Source organism: Deinococcus sonorensis KR-87 (genome assembly GCF_040256395.1).
In the GTDB taxonomy this organism is placed as follows: Bacteria; Deinococcota; Deinococci; order Deinococcales; family Deinococcaceae; genus Deinococcus; species Deinococcus sonorensis.
This window is the reverse complement of record NZ_CP158299.1, coordinates 411,625-426,693: the sequence shown is the minus strand read 5'-3', so window position 1 is coordinate 426,693 and position 15,069 is coordinate 411,625. Positions and strand designations below refer to the sequence as shown.

Annotated in this window: 12 protein-coding genes and 1 pseudogene; 10 read left to right on the top strand and 3 right to left on the bottom strand. The window is 72.3% G+C overall.

What is annotated here, in order from left to right; all coding sequences use genetic code 11:
• Nucleotides 1–12: 12 nt before the first annotated feature.
• The 9 genes and pseudogenes from ABOD76_RS07460 (at nucleotide 13) to ABOD76_RS07420 (ending at nucleotide 11,432) form a co-directional block, all read left to right on the top strand.
• Nucleotides 13–309 carry a hypothetical protein gene (locus ABOD76_RS07460; protein WP_350244175.1) on the top strand — a complete coding sequence of 99 codons (297 nt, stop codon included), beginning with the start codon at nucleotides 13–15 and terminating at the stop codon, nucleotides 307–309.
• A gap of 141 nt (nucleotides 310–450) precedes the next feature.
• The gene (locus ABOD76_RS07455) at nucleotides 451–1,443 is read left to right on the top strand and encodes an ion channel (RefSeq protein ID WP_350244174.1); all 993 of its coding nucleotides are present in this window, start codon (nucleotides 451–453) and stop codon (nucleotides 1,441–1,443) included.
• A 109-nt stretch (nucleotides 1,444–1,552) separates the two neighbouring features.
• A pseudogene (locus ABOD76_RS07450) lies at nucleotides 1,553–3,115 on the top strand (AMP-binding protein); the annotation flags it as partial.
• Nucleotides 3,116–3,335: 220 nt separating this feature from the next.
• Nucleotides 3,336–4,238, top strand: a complete 903-nt coding sequence (gene meaB / locus ABOD76_RS07445; RefSeq protein ID WP_350244173.1) for a methylmalonyl Co-A mutase-associated GTPase MeaB — start codon at nucleotides 3,336–3,338, stop codon at nucleotides 4,236–4,238.
• A gap of 55 nt (nucleotides 4,239–4,293) precedes the next feature.
• Nucleotides 4,294–4,734, top strand: coding sequence for a cobalamin B12-binding domain-containing protein (locus ABOD76_RS07440; RefSeq protein ID WP_350244172.1), 441 nt, complete (start codon nucleotides 4,294–4,296; stop codon nucleotides 4,732–4,734).
• An 18-nt stretch (nucleotides 4,735–4,752) separates the two neighbouring features.
• Nucleotides 4,753–6,519, top strand: coding sequence for a hypothetical protein (locus ABOD76_RS07435; protein ID WP_350244171.1), 1,767 nt, complete (start codon nucleotides 4,753–4,755; stop codon nucleotides 6,517–6,519).
• Nucleotides 6,520–6,573: 54 nt separating this feature from the next.
• Nucleotides 6,574–8,217: a methylmalonyl-CoA mutase family protein gene (locus tag ABOD76_RS07430; RefSeq protein ID WP_350244170.1), complete on the top strand. Its 1,644-nt coding sequence runs from the start codon at nucleotides 6,574–6,576 to the stop codon at nucleotides 8,215–8,217.
• Between the two features lie 77 nt (nucleotides 8,218–8,294).
• Complete coding sequence (locus ABOD76_RS07425; RefSeq protein ID WP_350244169.1) at nucleotides 8,295–10,133, top strand: FAD-dependent oxidoreductase; 1,839 nt, start codon at nucleotides 8,295–8,297, stop codon at nucleotides 10,131–10,133.
• Nucleotides 10,134–10,142: 9 nt separating this feature from the next.
• Nucleotides 10,143–11,432: a replication-associated recombination protein A gene (locus ABOD76_RS07420; protein ID WP_350244168.1), complete on the top strand. Its 1,290-nt coding sequence runs from the start codon at nucleotides 10,143–10,145 to the stop codon at nucleotides 11,430–11,432.
• A gap of 193 nt (nucleotides 11,433–11,625) precedes the next feature.
• Here ABOD76_RS07420 and ABOD76_RS07415 read toward each other — a convergent pair whose 3' ends face one another.
• From ABOD76_RS07415 to ABOD76_RS07405, 3 genes are read right to left on the bottom strand one after another with little or no spacing between them, the layout of a single operon-like run.
• Entirely contained in the window at nucleotides 11,626–12,018 is a 393-nt protein-coding gene (locus ABOD76_RS07415; protein WP_350244167.1) for a RuvX/YqgF family protein, read from the bottom strand.
• A 32-nt stretch (nucleotides 12,019–12,050) separates the two neighbouring features.
• Complete coding sequence (locus ABOD76_RS07410; protein ID WP_350244166.1) at nucleotides 12,051–12,908, bottom strand: GNAT family N-acetyltransferase; 858 nt, start codon at nucleotides 12,906–12,908, stop codon at nucleotides 12,051–12,053.
• Nucleotides 12,909–12,966: 58 nt separating this feature from the next.
• Nucleotides 12,967–13,146 (bottom strand): DUF2256 domain-containing protein, encoded by a 180-nt coding sequence (locus tag ABOD76_RS07405; protein ID WP_350244165.1) that lies wholly within the window; start codon nucleotides 13,144–13,146, stop codon nucleotides 12,967–12,969.
• Nucleotides 13,147–13,275: 129 nt separating this feature from the next.
• On the opposite strand from ABOD76_RS07405, the gene ABOD76_RS07400 reads away from it, so the two are divergent.
• Nucleotides 13,276–15,033, top strand: coding sequence for an ABC transporter ATP-binding protein (locus ABOD76_RS07400; protein ID WP_350244164.1), 1,758 nt, complete (start codon nucleotides 13,276–13,278; stop codon nucleotides 15,031–15,033).
• Nucleotides 15,034–15,069: the final 36 nt, after the last annotated feature.

Sequence of the window (15,069 nt, the reverse complement as noted above, 5' to 3'; positions counted from 1 at the left end):
AGGAGGTCAGATATGAACGAACAGCTTCAGCAGACCCTCAATGCCCTGCAGGGCGGCGTCACCAGTCTGGACGCCAGCACGGCCGCCAGCAACGTGAGCAGCTGGCACCAGACGCTCAACGGCGTGCCGGGCGCCGAAACGCTGGTGTCTCACCTGGGCCGCCTGCAGGAGGCACTCACCAGCGGCGACCTGCAGGGCGCCGCCGCGCTGTTACCGGGCCTGAGCAGCGAGACCGAGCGGCTGGCCTCCAGCGCCCCGGCCGCCGATCAGGACGGCCTGCGCCAGCTGGCCGCCGCGCTCCGGGGCTGAGCGCCCGACCCTCATTCAGGGTGCCCCCGCCAGACGATGGCGGGGGCACCCGTCTGTCGTGCCCCGGCAGGCCCCGCGCCCCCGGCCTCCCGCTACACTGGAGGGCATGAAGGCCTGCCCGTCTGCGCCCCGGCGGTCCCGGTGAGCGCGTCCGGGGCAGAGCCGCCGGCCCGCCCGGCCGCGCCCGACCTGAACGCCGACCTGGGCCTGGGCGGCGCGGTGGCCCAGAGCAGCGGCGAGCGCTTCCTGAACCGCGACGGCAGCTTCAACGTGGAGCGGCGACAGGTGGGCCTGCAGGGGATCAACGTCTACGGCGAGCTGCTGACCGTCGGGTGGGGCCGCTTCTTCGTGCTGATGGCCGCCGCGTACCTGGGCCTGAACGCGGTCTTCGCGGCCGCCTATGACGTGATGGGCCCCTCCGCGCTGAGCGCCATGCCGGGCCACGGGCTGGCCCGCTTCCTGGCATGTTTTTTCTTCAGCGTCCAGACCTTCGGCACCATCGGCTTCGGGCACGTGTATCCGGCGAGCCTCGCGGCCAACCTGATGGTCACGGTCGAGGCGTTCGTGGGCCTGCTGGGGGTGGCGCTGGCCACCGGGCTGCTGTTCGCGCGTTTCTCCCGCCCCACCCACCGGCTGCGCTTCAGCGAGCGGGCCGTGATCGCGCCGTATCAGGACGGGCAGGCGCTGATGTTCCGGGTGACGAACGCCCACCGCACCCAGCTGGTGGACCTGAGCGCCGAGGTGACCTTCTCGCACTTCGAGCAGGCCAGTGAACCCGGAGGCCGGACGCGCCGCTTCTATCCGCTGGCCCTGGAGCGCCACCGCGTGACCTTCTTTCCGACCTCCTGGACCATCGTGCACGCGCTGGTGCCGGGCAGCCCGCTGTGGGGCCAGACCCCGCAGTCGCTGGCGGCGGGCGAGGCTGAGCTGCTGGTGGTGCTGCGCGCCACCGACGACGCCTCGCACGGTCAGATTCACGCCCGCACCAGCTACCGGGCCGATGAGCTGCGGTGGAACGCCCGTTTCCGCCCGATGCACCGCACCGACGAGGCGGGTCACCTGTGGGTGGACCTGTCGCGCCTGAGCGACACCGAGCCGGTGCCGGCGCCTGCAGCTGATCGGCCGGGTCAGTAGCGGTCGCCCGCGCCGGGCCGCTACACTGGGCCTGCACATTCCAGTCCAGTTTCCCGGTTGCGGCCCAGGGCGCCTGCCTGCCGGCCGCCCGCGCCCCGACGAGGTCCGTATGAGCCAGCCGAATCCTGACGTTTCCCGCCCGGCCGCCGGCCCGGACCGGGCCCAGAGCGCCGCCAACTTCCGCGCGGCGCTGCACGCCATCACCGCCCACCGGGACGACTACGCCGCCCAGCGCGCCACGTTCGCGTGGCCGCAGCTCGGCACCTTCAACTGGGCCGACGACGTGTTCCGGCCGCTGAGCGAAGCGTGCGGCGACGCCCCGGCGCTCGTCTGGGACGGCGGGCAGCAGAGCTACGCGGAGCTGGAACGGCAGGCCAACCGCATCGGGCGGCTGCTGCAGGCGGGCGGGGTGCAGCCGGGCGACCATCTGCTGCTGATGCTGAGCGGCGTGCCGGAGCTGTGGGCCATTCTGATCGCCGCCATCCGCATCGGGGCGGTGGTGCTGCCGGCCACCACCCTGCTGCCGGCCCACGACCTGCCCGACCGGCTGCGGCGCGGCGAGGTGCGCCACGTGATCACCGAGGTGGCTGAGGCGGCCAAATTTGAGGGGCTCTCTGGCTTCACCCGCTATGCGCTGGGCGACGCGGGCCCCGGCTGGACCGACCTGCTGGCCGGGGCCGCCCAGCAGTCGCCGGAGCGGCTGGAGGGCCACCCCACCCACGCCACCGACCCACTGCTGCTGTACTTCACCAGCGGCACCACCCACCAGCCGAAGCTGGTGATGCACACCCAGCAGAGCTACCCGGCCGGGCACCTCAGCACCCTGGCGTGGCTGGGCCTGCGCCGCGGCGACGTGCACTGGAACATCAGCTCGCCCGGCTGGGCCAAGCACGCCTGGAGCACCTTCTTCGCGCCGCTCACGGTGGGGGCGGCGGTGGTGGTGAACAGCGAGCGCTTCGACGCGCGGCGCACCCTGGAGTTGCTGGTGTCGCTGGGCGTGACCAGCCTGTGCGCTCCGCCCACCGTGTGGCGCATGCTGATCCAGCAACCGCTCGAGCGGTACCGCGGCCAGCTGAGCAATGCGGTGGGGGCCGGTGAGCCGCTCAACCCGGAGGTGATCGAGGTGGTGCAGCGCGCCTGGGGCCTGACCATCCGCGACGGCTACGGCCAGACCGAGACCACCGCCCAGGTGGGCAACACACCGGGCCAGCCGGTGCGCCCCGGCAGCATGGGCCGCCCGCTGCCCGGCTACACAGTGGCGCTGATCGGGCCGGACGGTCAGGAGGGGCAGGAGGGCGAGCTGAGCCTGCAGCTGCACCCGCGCCCGCTGGGCCTGATGGCCGGGTACGCCGGTGACCCGGAGCGCAGCGCGGCGGTGCTGGGCGGAGCGTACTACGGCACCGGCGACGTGGTGCGCCGCGACGAGGACGGCTACCTGTACTACGTGGGCCGCACCGACGACGTGTTCAAGAGCTCCGACTACCGCATCAGCCCGTTTGAGCTGGAGAGCCTGCTGATCGAGCACCCGCAGGTGGCGGAGGCGGCGGTGGTGCCGAGCCCGCACCCGGAGCGCCTGAGCGTGCCCAAGGCCTACATCGTGACGGTCAGCGGCGCGGTGCCGGGCCGCGAGCTGGCCCAGGACATCCTGGCGTTCGCGCGCGACCGGCTGGGGCCGCATAAACGGGTGCGTCGGGTGGAGTTCGCGGACCTCCCCAAGACCATCAGCGGCAAGATCCGGCGGGTGGACCTCCGGGCGCACGCGGCCCGGCTGGAGCGCGGCGACCTGGAGTTCTGGGAGGAAGACTTCGGAGGAGAGGGGGGAGCGGTCAGTGAGCGGCCCGGTCACCCCGCTGCGCTCGGCCGGCCTGCTGGAACGCTATCAGGCCGGGGACATGCGGGCGCTGTCCAGGATCATCACGCTGGTGGAGGCAGGCGGCCCGCAGGCGCATACGCTGCTGCAACAGGTGCGGGCCACGCTGGGGCGGGTACAGCGGCCCATGGTGCTGGGCCTGACCGGCAGCCCCGGCAGCGGCAAGAGCACGCTGGTGGCGGCATTGATCGGGGCGCTGCGGGCGCAGGGGCAGCGGGTGGGCGTGCTGGCGGTGGACCCCAGCAGCCCCTTTTCCGGCGGGGCCATCCTGGGCGACCGCATCCGCATGCTCGGTTACCACGCCGACCCCGGCGTGTACGTGCGCTCGCTGGCCTCTCGCGGGGCGCTGGGCGGCCTCTCGGCGCGCAGCATGCAGGTGCTGAGCGTACTGGAGGGCTACGGCTTCGACGTGCTGCTGCTCGAGACGGTGGGGGTGGGGCAGTCGGAGCTGGACATCGCCGCGCTGGCCGACCACACCGTGCTGGTGCTGACCCCGGCCGGCGGCGACGGGGTGCAGGCCTTCAAGGCCGGCATCATGGAGATCGCGGACGTGCTGGTGATCAACAAGGCCGACCTGCCGGGCGCCGACCGGCTGGCCCGTGAGCTGCGCGGCGCCCAGCTGCTGGCCCCGCACGACGAGACCACCTTCTTTCCGCCGGTGGTGCAGACCATCGCCAGCCGCGCCGAGGGCACCGAAGGGTTGCTGGCCGCCGTGCAGGCGCACCGCGATCACCTGGGGCCAGAGGGCCTGCACCTCAAGCGGCTGGAGCGGGCCCGCTTCGAGCTGCGCTCGCTGGTGCAGCAGCAGGCGCAGGCGCTGGCAGCGGGGGCCGACCCGGCGCTGCTGGAGCGGCTGTCGTCCGGGCAGCTCAGCGCCGACGACGCGGCCCATCAGGTGCTCGCGGCGCTGGGGGGGCACGTGTGAGGTCCGGCGGCGCCACAGGCGGCATACTGTACGTATTCAGGGAGGGAGACAACTGATGCAAGAACCGACGACCCCCCCGGCCGGCGAACGCCGCATCCGGGTGCTGATCGCCAAGCCCGGCATGGACGGCCACGACCGGGGCGCCAAGATCGTGGCCCGCGCGCTGCGCGACGCCGGCATGGAAGTGGTGTACACCGGCCTGCGCCAGACCGCCGAGATGATCGTGAACGCGGCGGTGCAGGAGGACGTGGACGCCATCGGCGTCAGCGTGCTGTCCGGCGCGCACATGCACTACTTCCGCGACATCATGGCCCTGCTGCGCGAGCGTGGCGCCGACGACATCCTGGTGTTCGGCGGCGGCATCATCCCGGACCAGGACCTGCCGGCCCTGGCGGAACTGGGCGTGGGCCAGGTGTTCACGCCGGGGGCCAGCACCGAGGACGCCGCCACCTACCTGCGCCGCGAGGTACAAGCGCGCTGGGCGGCCCAGGGTTGAACGGGGCGGGCCACCGGCATGAGTGACGTGGCCGTGCGGTTCGGGACAGAGACCTGGACGCGGCCTGGCGGTCCGGCGGGTGAGCAGCAGCTGGTGCTGAACCTGCACCCGCCCGTGCCCGGCGAGTCGCCCGGCGGCTGGCAGGTGGAGGTGCACACCTGCGCCGGCATTCAGGTACAGCGCGCCCCCGACGGCCTGACGCTGCTGCTCAAGGGCCTGGTGGACTGGCCGCCGGAGGAGCTGTTCCGGCGCTACCGCGCCGAGGGGGTGCCAGGCCTGCGCGGCTGGTGGGGCACCTACACCTTCGTGCTGCTGGACCCGGCACGCGGCGAGGTCTACGTGGGCACCGACGCGACGGCCTCGCGCAAGATGTACGCCTCGGTGCAGGGCGGGCGACTGTGGCTCAGCACCTCGCTGCGGGGCCTGGCGGAGCAGGCGGCGTTCCGGGCCCAGCCGTTCTCGCGCGCCGGCGTCGCCGCCTACCTCGCCAGCGGCCAGATGCCGATGGGGCACACCCTGATGGCCGGCGTGCAGCGCCTGGAACGCGACCGGGTGTACCGGCTCGGCGTGGCTGGCGGCCAGCCCACGCTGGAGGTGGCCGCCTGCGACACGCAACACTTTGCGGTGGCGCCGGTCCGCGACGGCCGCGCGCTGAAAGAAGAGCTGAACCGGCTGCTGCTGGCGTCGGCGCAGCGGCACTGGGCCAGCTGCGGGCCGCGCCCGGCCGTCTCGCTGAGCGCCGGGGTGGACGCGCGCGCCCTGCTGGGCCTGCTGGGCGGCGACCTGAAGGCCCGGGGCATCACCGCCTTTTCCTACTCGCTGGGCACGCCGGTGCCGGGGTCCGATCCGGCGCTGTCGCCGCAGCTGGCGGCCCATTACGGCTACCCGCACGTGCTGGTGAACTCGTACCGGGGGCAGCTGCTCGACACGCTGCAGCGCAACGCCGTGTGGGGCGACGGCGGCAGCAACATCTGCGACGAGGTGGACGCCTGGGACGAACTCGCCTCGCTCGGCTACAGCGACGTGTTCACCGGCGACCACGTGTACGGCTGGAACGGGGAAGCGCCGGCGCACCAGCGCGACTTCCTGCTGCACCAGCTGGGCCTGCCGCGCTGGGACGCGCTGGGCGCGCTGCAGCCGGTGCTGGACCCGCATGCCTGGACGCAGCTGGGCCAGGACTGGATGGCCCTGCGCGCCGAGCAGGAGGCGCTGGGCGGGCCGCTGTATCCGCCGCTCAACTTCGTGGACCAGCTGTACCTGGAGAGCCGGGTGCAGCACACGCTGGTGCTGTGGCGCGAACACTTCAGCGAGCAGGGCGGGCGGGTGCATCTGCCGTACCTGGACCCGGAGATGATCGCCTTCGTGAAGCGGCTGCCGCCGGAATGGCGCGACCACAAGCGGCTGTTCCGCGAGCTGGTGCAGCAGCGCTACCCCGGACTGTTCGCCCTGCCGTTCGCCACCTCGCTCGGCTACAAGCCGGACTGGAACGCCGAGCTGCAGCGGCACCGTGCGGCGGTGCAAGACGAGCTGCGGCAGCCGGCGCCCCGGCTGGACGAGCTGCTGCCGCCGGACCGGCTGGCCCAGTTGCTGGACCGCCTCACCCCGGCCGGCGCGCCGCCGCGCTTCGCCGCCGCCCGCACCCGGCTGGCCACCGTGCGGCGCTCGGCGCTGGGCACCCGGCTGCTGGGCGAGAAGCCGTCGCGCGCCACGGTGCCGCCGGCCACCCTGCTGATGCGGGCGCTGACGCTGCGCGCCTTCGAGCGCTCGCTGAACCTGTCCTCCTGAGCTGCTATCCTGGGGCAAACAACCGTTTGTTTCCCTGTCCCCAGGAGGGCCGCCATGAAGAAGAACGACTGGCTGAGCAGCGTCTACCGCCCGGCCACGCAGCGCTTTCCCGAACGCGACATCAACTTCAGCACGCTGAGCAACCAGCAGCCGGACCCGATCTACACCGCTGACGACCTCAACGGCTGGGACGCGGAGCAGGAGCTCGGCTACCCCGGCGCGTTTCCCTACACCCGTGGCGTGCAGCCGAGCATGTACCGCGCGCGGCTGTGGACCATGCGGATGTTCGCGGGCTTCGGCAGCGCCGAGCAGACCAACGAACGCTTCCGCGCGCTGCTGGGTGCCGGCCAGACCGGCCTGAGCACCGCCTTCGACCTGCCGACCCTGATGGGCTACGACGCCGACCATCCGTTCAGCGCCGGAGAAGTGGGCAAGTGCGGGGTGAGCGTTAGCAGCCTGGCCGACATGGAGCGGCTGTTCCAGGGCATCGACCCGGAGCAGGTCAGCACCAGCATGACCATCAACAGCCCGGCCAACGCCATCTGGGCCATGTACATCGCCAACGCCCAGAAGCAGGGCAAGGACCTGAACCGGCTGAACGGCACCCTGCAGAACGACATCCTCAAGGAATTCATCGCGCAGAAGGAGTTCATCTTCCCGCCCGCCCCGAGCGTGCAGCTGGTGATCGACACCTTCGAGTGGGGCCCGAAGCACGTGCCGAAGTGGAACTTCATCAGCGTGAGCGGCTACCACATCCGCGAGGCGGGCGCGACGGCGGTGCAGGAACTGGCCTTCACGCTGGCCGACGGCTTCCATTACGTGGAGCAGGCGCTGGCCCGCGGCCTGGACATCGACGAGTTCGCGCCGCGCATCAGCTTCTTCTGGGACGTGCACAACGACTTCTTCGAGGAGATCGCCAAGTTCCGGGCCGCCCGCCGCATCTGGGCGCGGCAGATGCGCGACCGCTACGGCGCCAAAAACCCGCGCAGCCTGATGCTGCGTACCCACGCCCAGACGGCCGGGGTGTCGCTGCCGGCGCAGCAGCCGCTGATCAACATCGCCCGCGTGGCCATTCAGGCGCTGGCTGGGGTGCTGGGCGGCACCCAGAGCCTGCACACCGACGCCTACGACGAGGCCCTGGCGCTGCCCACCGAGGCGGCGGCCACCATCGCGCTGCGTACCCAGCAGATCATCGCGTACGAGACCGGGGTGGCGGGGGTGGTGGACCCGCTGGCCGGCAGCTACTACGTCGAGAAGCTGACCAACGACGTGGAGGCGGCCGCGCTCGGCTACATCGAGCAGATCCGGGCGATGGGCGGCGTGGAGGCCGGCATCGAGAACGGCTTCTTCCAGGCGGAGATGGCCGAGGCCGCCTTCCGCTACCAGCGCGAGGTGGAGCGCAAGGAACGCATCATCGTGGGCGTCAACGACTTCGTGCAGGACAGCGTGGAGGTGCCGATCCAGCTGATTGACCCGGCGGTGGAGCGGCTGCAGGCCGAGCGGCTGGCCCAGCTGCGCCGCGAGCGCGATCCGCAGCGGCACCGGGAGGCGCTGCAGGCGCTGCGCGACTCGGCGGTGCAGGGCACCAACAGCATGCCAGCCTTCCTGGCCTGCGCGCACGCCTACGCCACGCTGGGCGAGCAGATGGACGTGCTGCGCGCCGTCCACGGCGAGTACGTGGAAACGGCCGTGGTCTAGGAAAAGCGCGAGCCTCCGCAAAAAGCCCTCAAGCCCGCCGACTTCCGGCGGGCTTTATGCTGGTCTGAGGAGGCACCGTGCGGCGCGGGCAGAACAGCAGACGGCTCCGGGTTCCTGACCTCTGGCTGGTGCTGGCCGTGCTGCTGGCCGCCCTGCCGGGAGTGGGGCCGCTGTGGCTCCACCCCACCCCGGCCGGGCCGGGGCCGGACCTGCTGGTGTACGGGGCCACGCCGCAGGGTGTAACGGCGGCCGCGGCGGCGGCCCGCAGTGGCCTGCGGGTGCTGCTGGTGGAGCCGGGCGACCGGGTGGGCGGCGTGCTGACCCAGGGCTGGCTGGCCACCCTGGACCTGAGCAGCGACCGGCTGGGCCGCCCGCTCAGCGCCGGGCTGTTCCAGCCGTTCTACCGGGCGCTGCACCACGACAATTCCTTCGACGTACACACGGCGGAGCGTGCCCTGCGCGGCCTGCTGCCGTCTTCGGTCCAGCTGCGGCTGCGCACCCGGCTGCGGGCGGTGCAGGTGCAGGGAGGCGTGGTGCGGCAGGTTGAACTGCAGGCGGCGGGTGGCCGGACCCGCTGGGTGGCCGCGCCGCGCTACATCGATGCGAGCGACACGGCCGAGCTGGCCGCGCGGGCCGGAGCTGGCTTCACCGTGGGGCGGCAGGACGGCGGCCAGGACCGCCGGCAGATGGCGGCCACGCTGGTGTTCCGGCTGCGCGGGGTGAACTGGCCCCGGCTGGCCGCCGCGCTGGACCGTGAGCGGGCACGGCTGCACGACGGGGCCAAGCTGGCCGGGCGCTCGGTGTACGGCCTGGGGCCGCTGGCCGCCGCCTACCGGCCCAGCGACCCGCAGCGCTTTCACCTGCGCGGCCTGAACGGAGCGCGGCAGGACGACGGCAGCCTGCTGGTCAACGCGCTGCTGATCTACGGCGTGGACGGCACCGACCCCGCCTCGGTGCGGCGCGGGTACCGGGACGGGCGGCGCGAGAGTGCGCGGGTGGTGCGCTTTCTGCGGCTGGCGCTGCCGGATGCGTTCGGGCACGTGTGGCTGGCGGGGGTGGCCCCGGCCCTCTACCTGCGCGAGACCCGGCACCTGGTGGGGCAGCAGCGCCTGCACGCCGATCAGGAGCTGGATGGCCGTACCTGGAGCAGCAGCGTGGCCGTGAGCGCCTACCCGATGGACGGGCAGGTGTACCGTCCCGGCGACGCCCCCTTCCTGCTGGGCCAGCCGCAGCCGTATGCGGTGCCGCTGGGCGCGCTGCTGCCCAGAGGTTACAGGAACCTGATGGTGGTGTCGCAGGCGGCCTCCTTCGACAGCGCCGCCGCGTACTCGGCGCGGGTGGTGCCGCTGCAGATGTCGCTGGGCGAGGCGGCCGGGACGGCGGCGGTGGTGGCCCGGCTCAGCGGGCGCAGCTTCGCCCAGTTGAACCGCTCCAGGCTGCTGACCGTGTGGCTGCAGCTGAGCCTGGAACGCCACGGAGCGCGGCTGACCGCGCCGCCGGGAAGCGGCTCCTGCCCGGATGGGCGCAGTCCGGCGGCCAGCCGGCGAGCGGCCCGGCAGCTGCTGCGGCGCGGCCTGCTGAACCAGCCGTACCACTATCAGGGCTGCCTGTACCTGACGGCTCCGCAGCTGACCGGAGAGTTTCTCAACGACCTGCAGCATCAACTGGGGCGCCCGGACCAGCAGGCGCTGTTCGAGGGGCTGCGGCAGCTCTACGGCCCGGAGCGCCCCCTGGACAGCGGCGCGGCACAGCTGATGCTGGGCCTGCTGCACCAGCCGGCCTCACTGCTGGATGGCCCGGACCGCCTGATGACCCGCGGGGACGCGGCCCGGCTGCGCTGGCGGCTGTGGCGGCTATGGGCCCGGCAGGGGCGCGTGGTGGCGCCGCTCACGGCCCCTGCCGTTCCTGCCCGCTAGCATGCGGCCATGACGCTCTTTGATCCGCCCGCACCACTGGCCGAGCGGCTGCGCCCGCGCACCCTGGATGAGGTGGTGGGCCAGTCGCATCTGCTGGGACCGGGAAAACCGCTCACCCGGGTGCTGCAGTCCGGGCGGCTCGGCAGCCTGATCCTGTGGGGTCCGCCGGGGGTGGGCAAGACCACCCTGGCCCGCCTGCTGGCCGCCCAGGTGGGGGCGCACTTCGTTGCCCTCTCGGCGGTATCAGCCGGGGTCAAGGACGTGCGCGAGGCGGTGGCTGAGGCCGAGCGGCTGCGGGGCCGGGGCCAGCGCACCATCCTGTTCCTGGACGAGATCCACCGCTTCAACAAGGCGCAGCAGGACGCGCTGCTGCCGCACGTCGAGAGCGGCCTGCTGACGCTGGTGGGCGCCACCACCGAGAACCCCAGCTTTGAGGTGAATCCGGCGCTGCGCAGCCGCGCCCGCACGCTGGTGCTGCAGGCCCTGACCCGTGAGGAGGTGCGCGGCCTGCTGGAACGCGCCCTGACCGACGAGCGCGGGCTGCCGGGCGTGAGCGCCGAACCGGCCGCGTTGGAGCTGCTGTCGCGGCTGGCCGACGGCGATGCCCGCCGGGCGCTCAGCACGCTGGAGGTGGCCAGCAGCCTCGCCAATCCCGTCACCGAGGAGGCGGTCACCGAGGCGTTCGGGCGGCACCTGCCGAGCATGGACAAGGGTGGCGAGGACTTCTACAACCTGATCAGCGCGCTGCACAAGTCGGTGCGCGGCTCGCACCCGGACGCGGCACTGTACTGGCTGGCCCGCATGGTGGCGGGCGGCGCCGACATCCTGTACGTGGCGCGCCGGGTGGTGCGGATGGCGGCCGAGGACATCGGGCTGGCGGACCCGCAGGCGCTGCGGCTGTGCATTGCGGCCCGCGACACCGCCGAGTTCCTGGGCAGCCCGGAAGGCGATCTGGCGCTGGCCGAGGCGGTGGTGTACCTGTGTCTGGCTCCCAAGAGCAACACCGTCTACACCGCCTGGAAGCGGGCGCTGCAGGCGGTGGAGGGCGAGCAGCTCTCGGTGCCGCTGCACCTGCGCAACGCGCCCACCGGCCTGATGCGGCAGCAGGGCTACGGGGGCGGGTACGCCTACTACTTCGACGACCCGGAAGGCAGCTTCCGGCAGCGGTACCTGCCGGACGGGGTGCAGCTGAACCTCTACACGCCGGGGCCGGAAGGCTGGGAGGGCCGCGTCCAGGAGCGCTGGCGCAAGCTGATGGTGGCGCACGGTGAGCTGGAGGTGCCGGAAGCGGAGGCCTAGCGGGGCCGGGGCGGCCCGGCGTGCGCACCGCCCTGAAGCGGCCGCGGCCCGTGCGGAGCGGCCACCCCGGCCAGGTCATCATTGGGCGGTGGCTTTCTGGTTCCGGTGAGTCGTTTGACCCAGAGCCGCAGCCGGTCGGTCAGTCGCTGAACGGTCATGGTTCCGGGTACGCTGGCCGGCCCCCCGGCGTTCCCTACTGCAGCAGGCCCTGCACGTACAGTTCCAGAATCTGGACGGCGGCGGCCTCGTCCAGGTCGGTGGCGTGCAGCTCACGGGCGCGGCGGGTGGTGAAGCGTTCGTCCTGGTACAGCACGGTCAGCCCGGCGTTCCGCAGCTCGCGCCCGAAACTCCGGACCCGGTCGGCGGTGGGACTCTGGGCGCCATCGGTGCGCAGCGGCAGGCCCACCAGCACCTGGGTGGCCCCCTCGGCCTTCGCGCGTGCCTGCACCTGCCGCACGTCCCAGATCAGCCGCTTGCGGTCCAGCGAGCCGCGCCCGAACACCAGCGCGCCGTGGTTGACCGCAAAGCCGATGCGGTGCTTGCTCACATCGAGCGCGAGGGTCAGGGGCAGGTCGGAGCCGGTCATGCCGGCAGTCTAGCGGAGGACACAGGGCACGCTCACCGTGGCGCCCGCACTCCGGCAGAGGAGTCGTCCACCAGGGCGGCGTAGATCGGCGTCAGTTCCTGCACCGTCAGCCCCAGCGCCAGATCGTCGGCCCGTTCCTCGGGCGTGTCTCCCCAGGCTTCGAGCGTGATGTGCGTGACACCCCGGTGGGACAGCCGCTCACAGACGCTGAGCAGCAGCGCCTGTCGCAGGCCGGTGCCGCGCAGGGGCGGCTGGACCCCCGGCGCGTCGATGCTGGCCTGCGTGTCCTGAATCGCGGCGCGGCACAGGCCCGCCGGCGTTCCGGCGGTGTCGTAGGCCACCACACTTACGTCCGCGTCAAACCAGTTCCGGACCGCTTCCGGCAGGCGGTCGGGCGCCACGGCATGATGACCGATCCGGTCCTCGTAGCTGGCGAGGGCGCGAATCCAGTCGTCCGGGTCCGGTGACTCCGAAATCGGCCGGATGGAGAAGCCCGCCGGGCACTGGGCCGGTTGGGTGGGCGTGGGCCCGGCCAGCAGGGTGTAGGCGCCGACCACACTCCAACCGGCCTGTGTCAGCGCCTCGGCCGGGAAACGCTGGGGATCGGCGTAGGCGTACAGCTGCGGCTGATGGCCGTGGGCGGCCTGCAGCAGGTGCCCGGCCACGGCCAGCTGATGCACGCCCGGCGCCGCGCCGCCCATCAGCTCCGCCCCGTGCATCGGCGATGGGCGCAGGGCCACCGTGCCCAGCACCTCACCGGCGTCGTCCAGCACCTGCCAGACCTCGGTCAGCTGTTCGGCCATCGCCTGGAACTCGCTGACGGACGCGCCGTACATCTCGGCCAGCCCGGGCAGGGCGGCCTGGACCGGGCGCTTGATGATCTGGGGCATGAGACCCTGAACGTACCATGCTCCGGCACCGCCTGCCTGGGGTGACGCTGACCCCCGGTTATTTCTGCGGTGCGCGCCGTTTTGCCTCGCTGCGGCAGCGGTCCGAGCAGTAGCGCACCTGCGCCCAGTCGCGCTCCCATTTCTTGCGCCAGCTGAACGGGCGGCCACAGTGGGCACACACTTTGCTGGGCCGCTCGGAAGGGGGGCGGCCTTTGCCGGGGGAGGGTCGGACAGGCATGCCTCAGCATCTCGCCCGGCGGCCGGGCAGACCGTAAGCGATCCGGCCTCCACTCATGAAGCTTCTCCTGCGGTGCCGCTACGCCACACGGCAGATGCCCCGCACGGCGCGGCACTCTAGCCTGGGCGTATGTCTGCCGAAGCCTCCTCCAGCCGTGCCGCCGTGGGGGTGCTGGCCACCTACCTCAAACCCGAGTGGCCGCGCGTGCTGCTGCTGGCCGTGCTGCTGCTCAGCAGCATCGGGCTGAGCCTGTACCTGCCGCAGCTGCTGGCCACCTTTCTGGACAGCGCCCAGCAGCGTGGTCCGCTGGCCGGACTGATCCACATCGCCCTGAGCTACATCGGCATTGCGGTGGCGGTGCAGCTGCTCTCGGCCGGGGCCACCTATGTGGGCGCCGACGTGGGCTGGGCCGCCACCAACCGCCTGCGCCGCGATCTGGCCGCGCACCTGCTCAGCCTGGACATGAGCTTTCACAAGGACCGCACGCCCGGCGAGCTGATCGAGCGGGTGGACGGCGACGTGACGGCGCTGTCCAACTTCTTCTCGCAGTTCGCGGTGCGGGTGTTCGGGGCGGCGCTGCTGCTGCTGGGCGCGCTGGTGATGTTCTTCCGCGAGGTGTGGTGGCTGGGCCTGGGCGTGACCGTGTTCGCGGCCTTCACGCTGTTCGCCATGAACCGGGTGCGCCGCTACGGGGTGGAACCCACCCGGCTGGAACGCGAGGCCAGCGCCCGGCTGTTCGGCTTCATCGAGGAGCGGCTGACCGGCATGGACGACGTGCGGGCCCTGGGCGGCGGTGCCTACACGGTCCGCAGCTTTCTGGGCGTGCAGCGCAACTTCTTCTGGAAGGCCTACCAGGCGTGGGTGCGGCGCAGCGTGGTGTGGCAGCTGAGTATGCTGCTGTTCTCGGTCGGCTACGCCGGAGTCATCTCGGCGGCGGTGGGCCTGTACCTGGGCGGGGCCATCACGGTGGGCACCGCCTTCCTGTTCTACCAGTACATGAGTCTGGTGGAAGAGCCGATCGATCAGCTGACCCAGCAGCTGCAGGACCTGCAGAAGGCCGGGGCCAGCCTGATCCGGGTGGGCGAGCTGCTGCAGCTGCGCTCGGCGCTGCCGGAGGGTCAGGCCACGCTGCCGGAGGGCCCGGCGGCCCTCACCTTCGACCACGTCTCGTTCAGTTACCAGGACGACGGCACGCAGGTGCTGCAGGACCTGAACTTCACCATTCCCGCCGGGCATACCGTGGGGCTGCTGGGCCGCACCGGCAGCGGCAAGACCACCCTGACCCGCCTGATCACCCGCCTCTACGACCCGACCTCGGGGCAGCTGCGGCTGGGCCAGACCCCGGTGGAGCAGCTGAGGCTCGCCTCGCTGCGGCGCTCGGTGGCGGTGGTGACGCAGGACGTGCAGCTGTTCCAGGCCACCGTTCGCGAGAACCTGACCTTCTTCGACCATACGGTGCCGGACGACCGGATTCTGGACGCGCTGGCGCGGGTGGGCCTGCTGTCCTGGCTGGAACGGCTGCCGGACGGCCTGGGCACGGCGCTGGCGGCCGGCAGCCTGTCGGCCGGTGAGGCGCAGCTGCTGGCGTTTGCCCGCGTGATGCTGCAGGACCCGGCGCTGATCATCCTGGACGAGCCGAGCTCGCGCCTGGACCCGGCCACTGAAGCGCAGCTGACCCGCGCGATGGGGGAGCTGCTGGCCGGGCGCACCGCGATCGTGATCGCCCACCGCCTGGACACGGTGGCCCGCGCCGACGACATCCTGGTGCTGGGCGCGGGGCAGGTGCTGGAGTACGGCCCCCGCACCCAGCTGGCCCGCGACCCGCGCAGCCACTACAGCACGCTGCTGCGGGCCAGCCGCGCCCAGCAGGACGAGGTGCTGGCATGAGCCCGGCCCCGCATCATCCCGCCTTCTGCCCTCTGG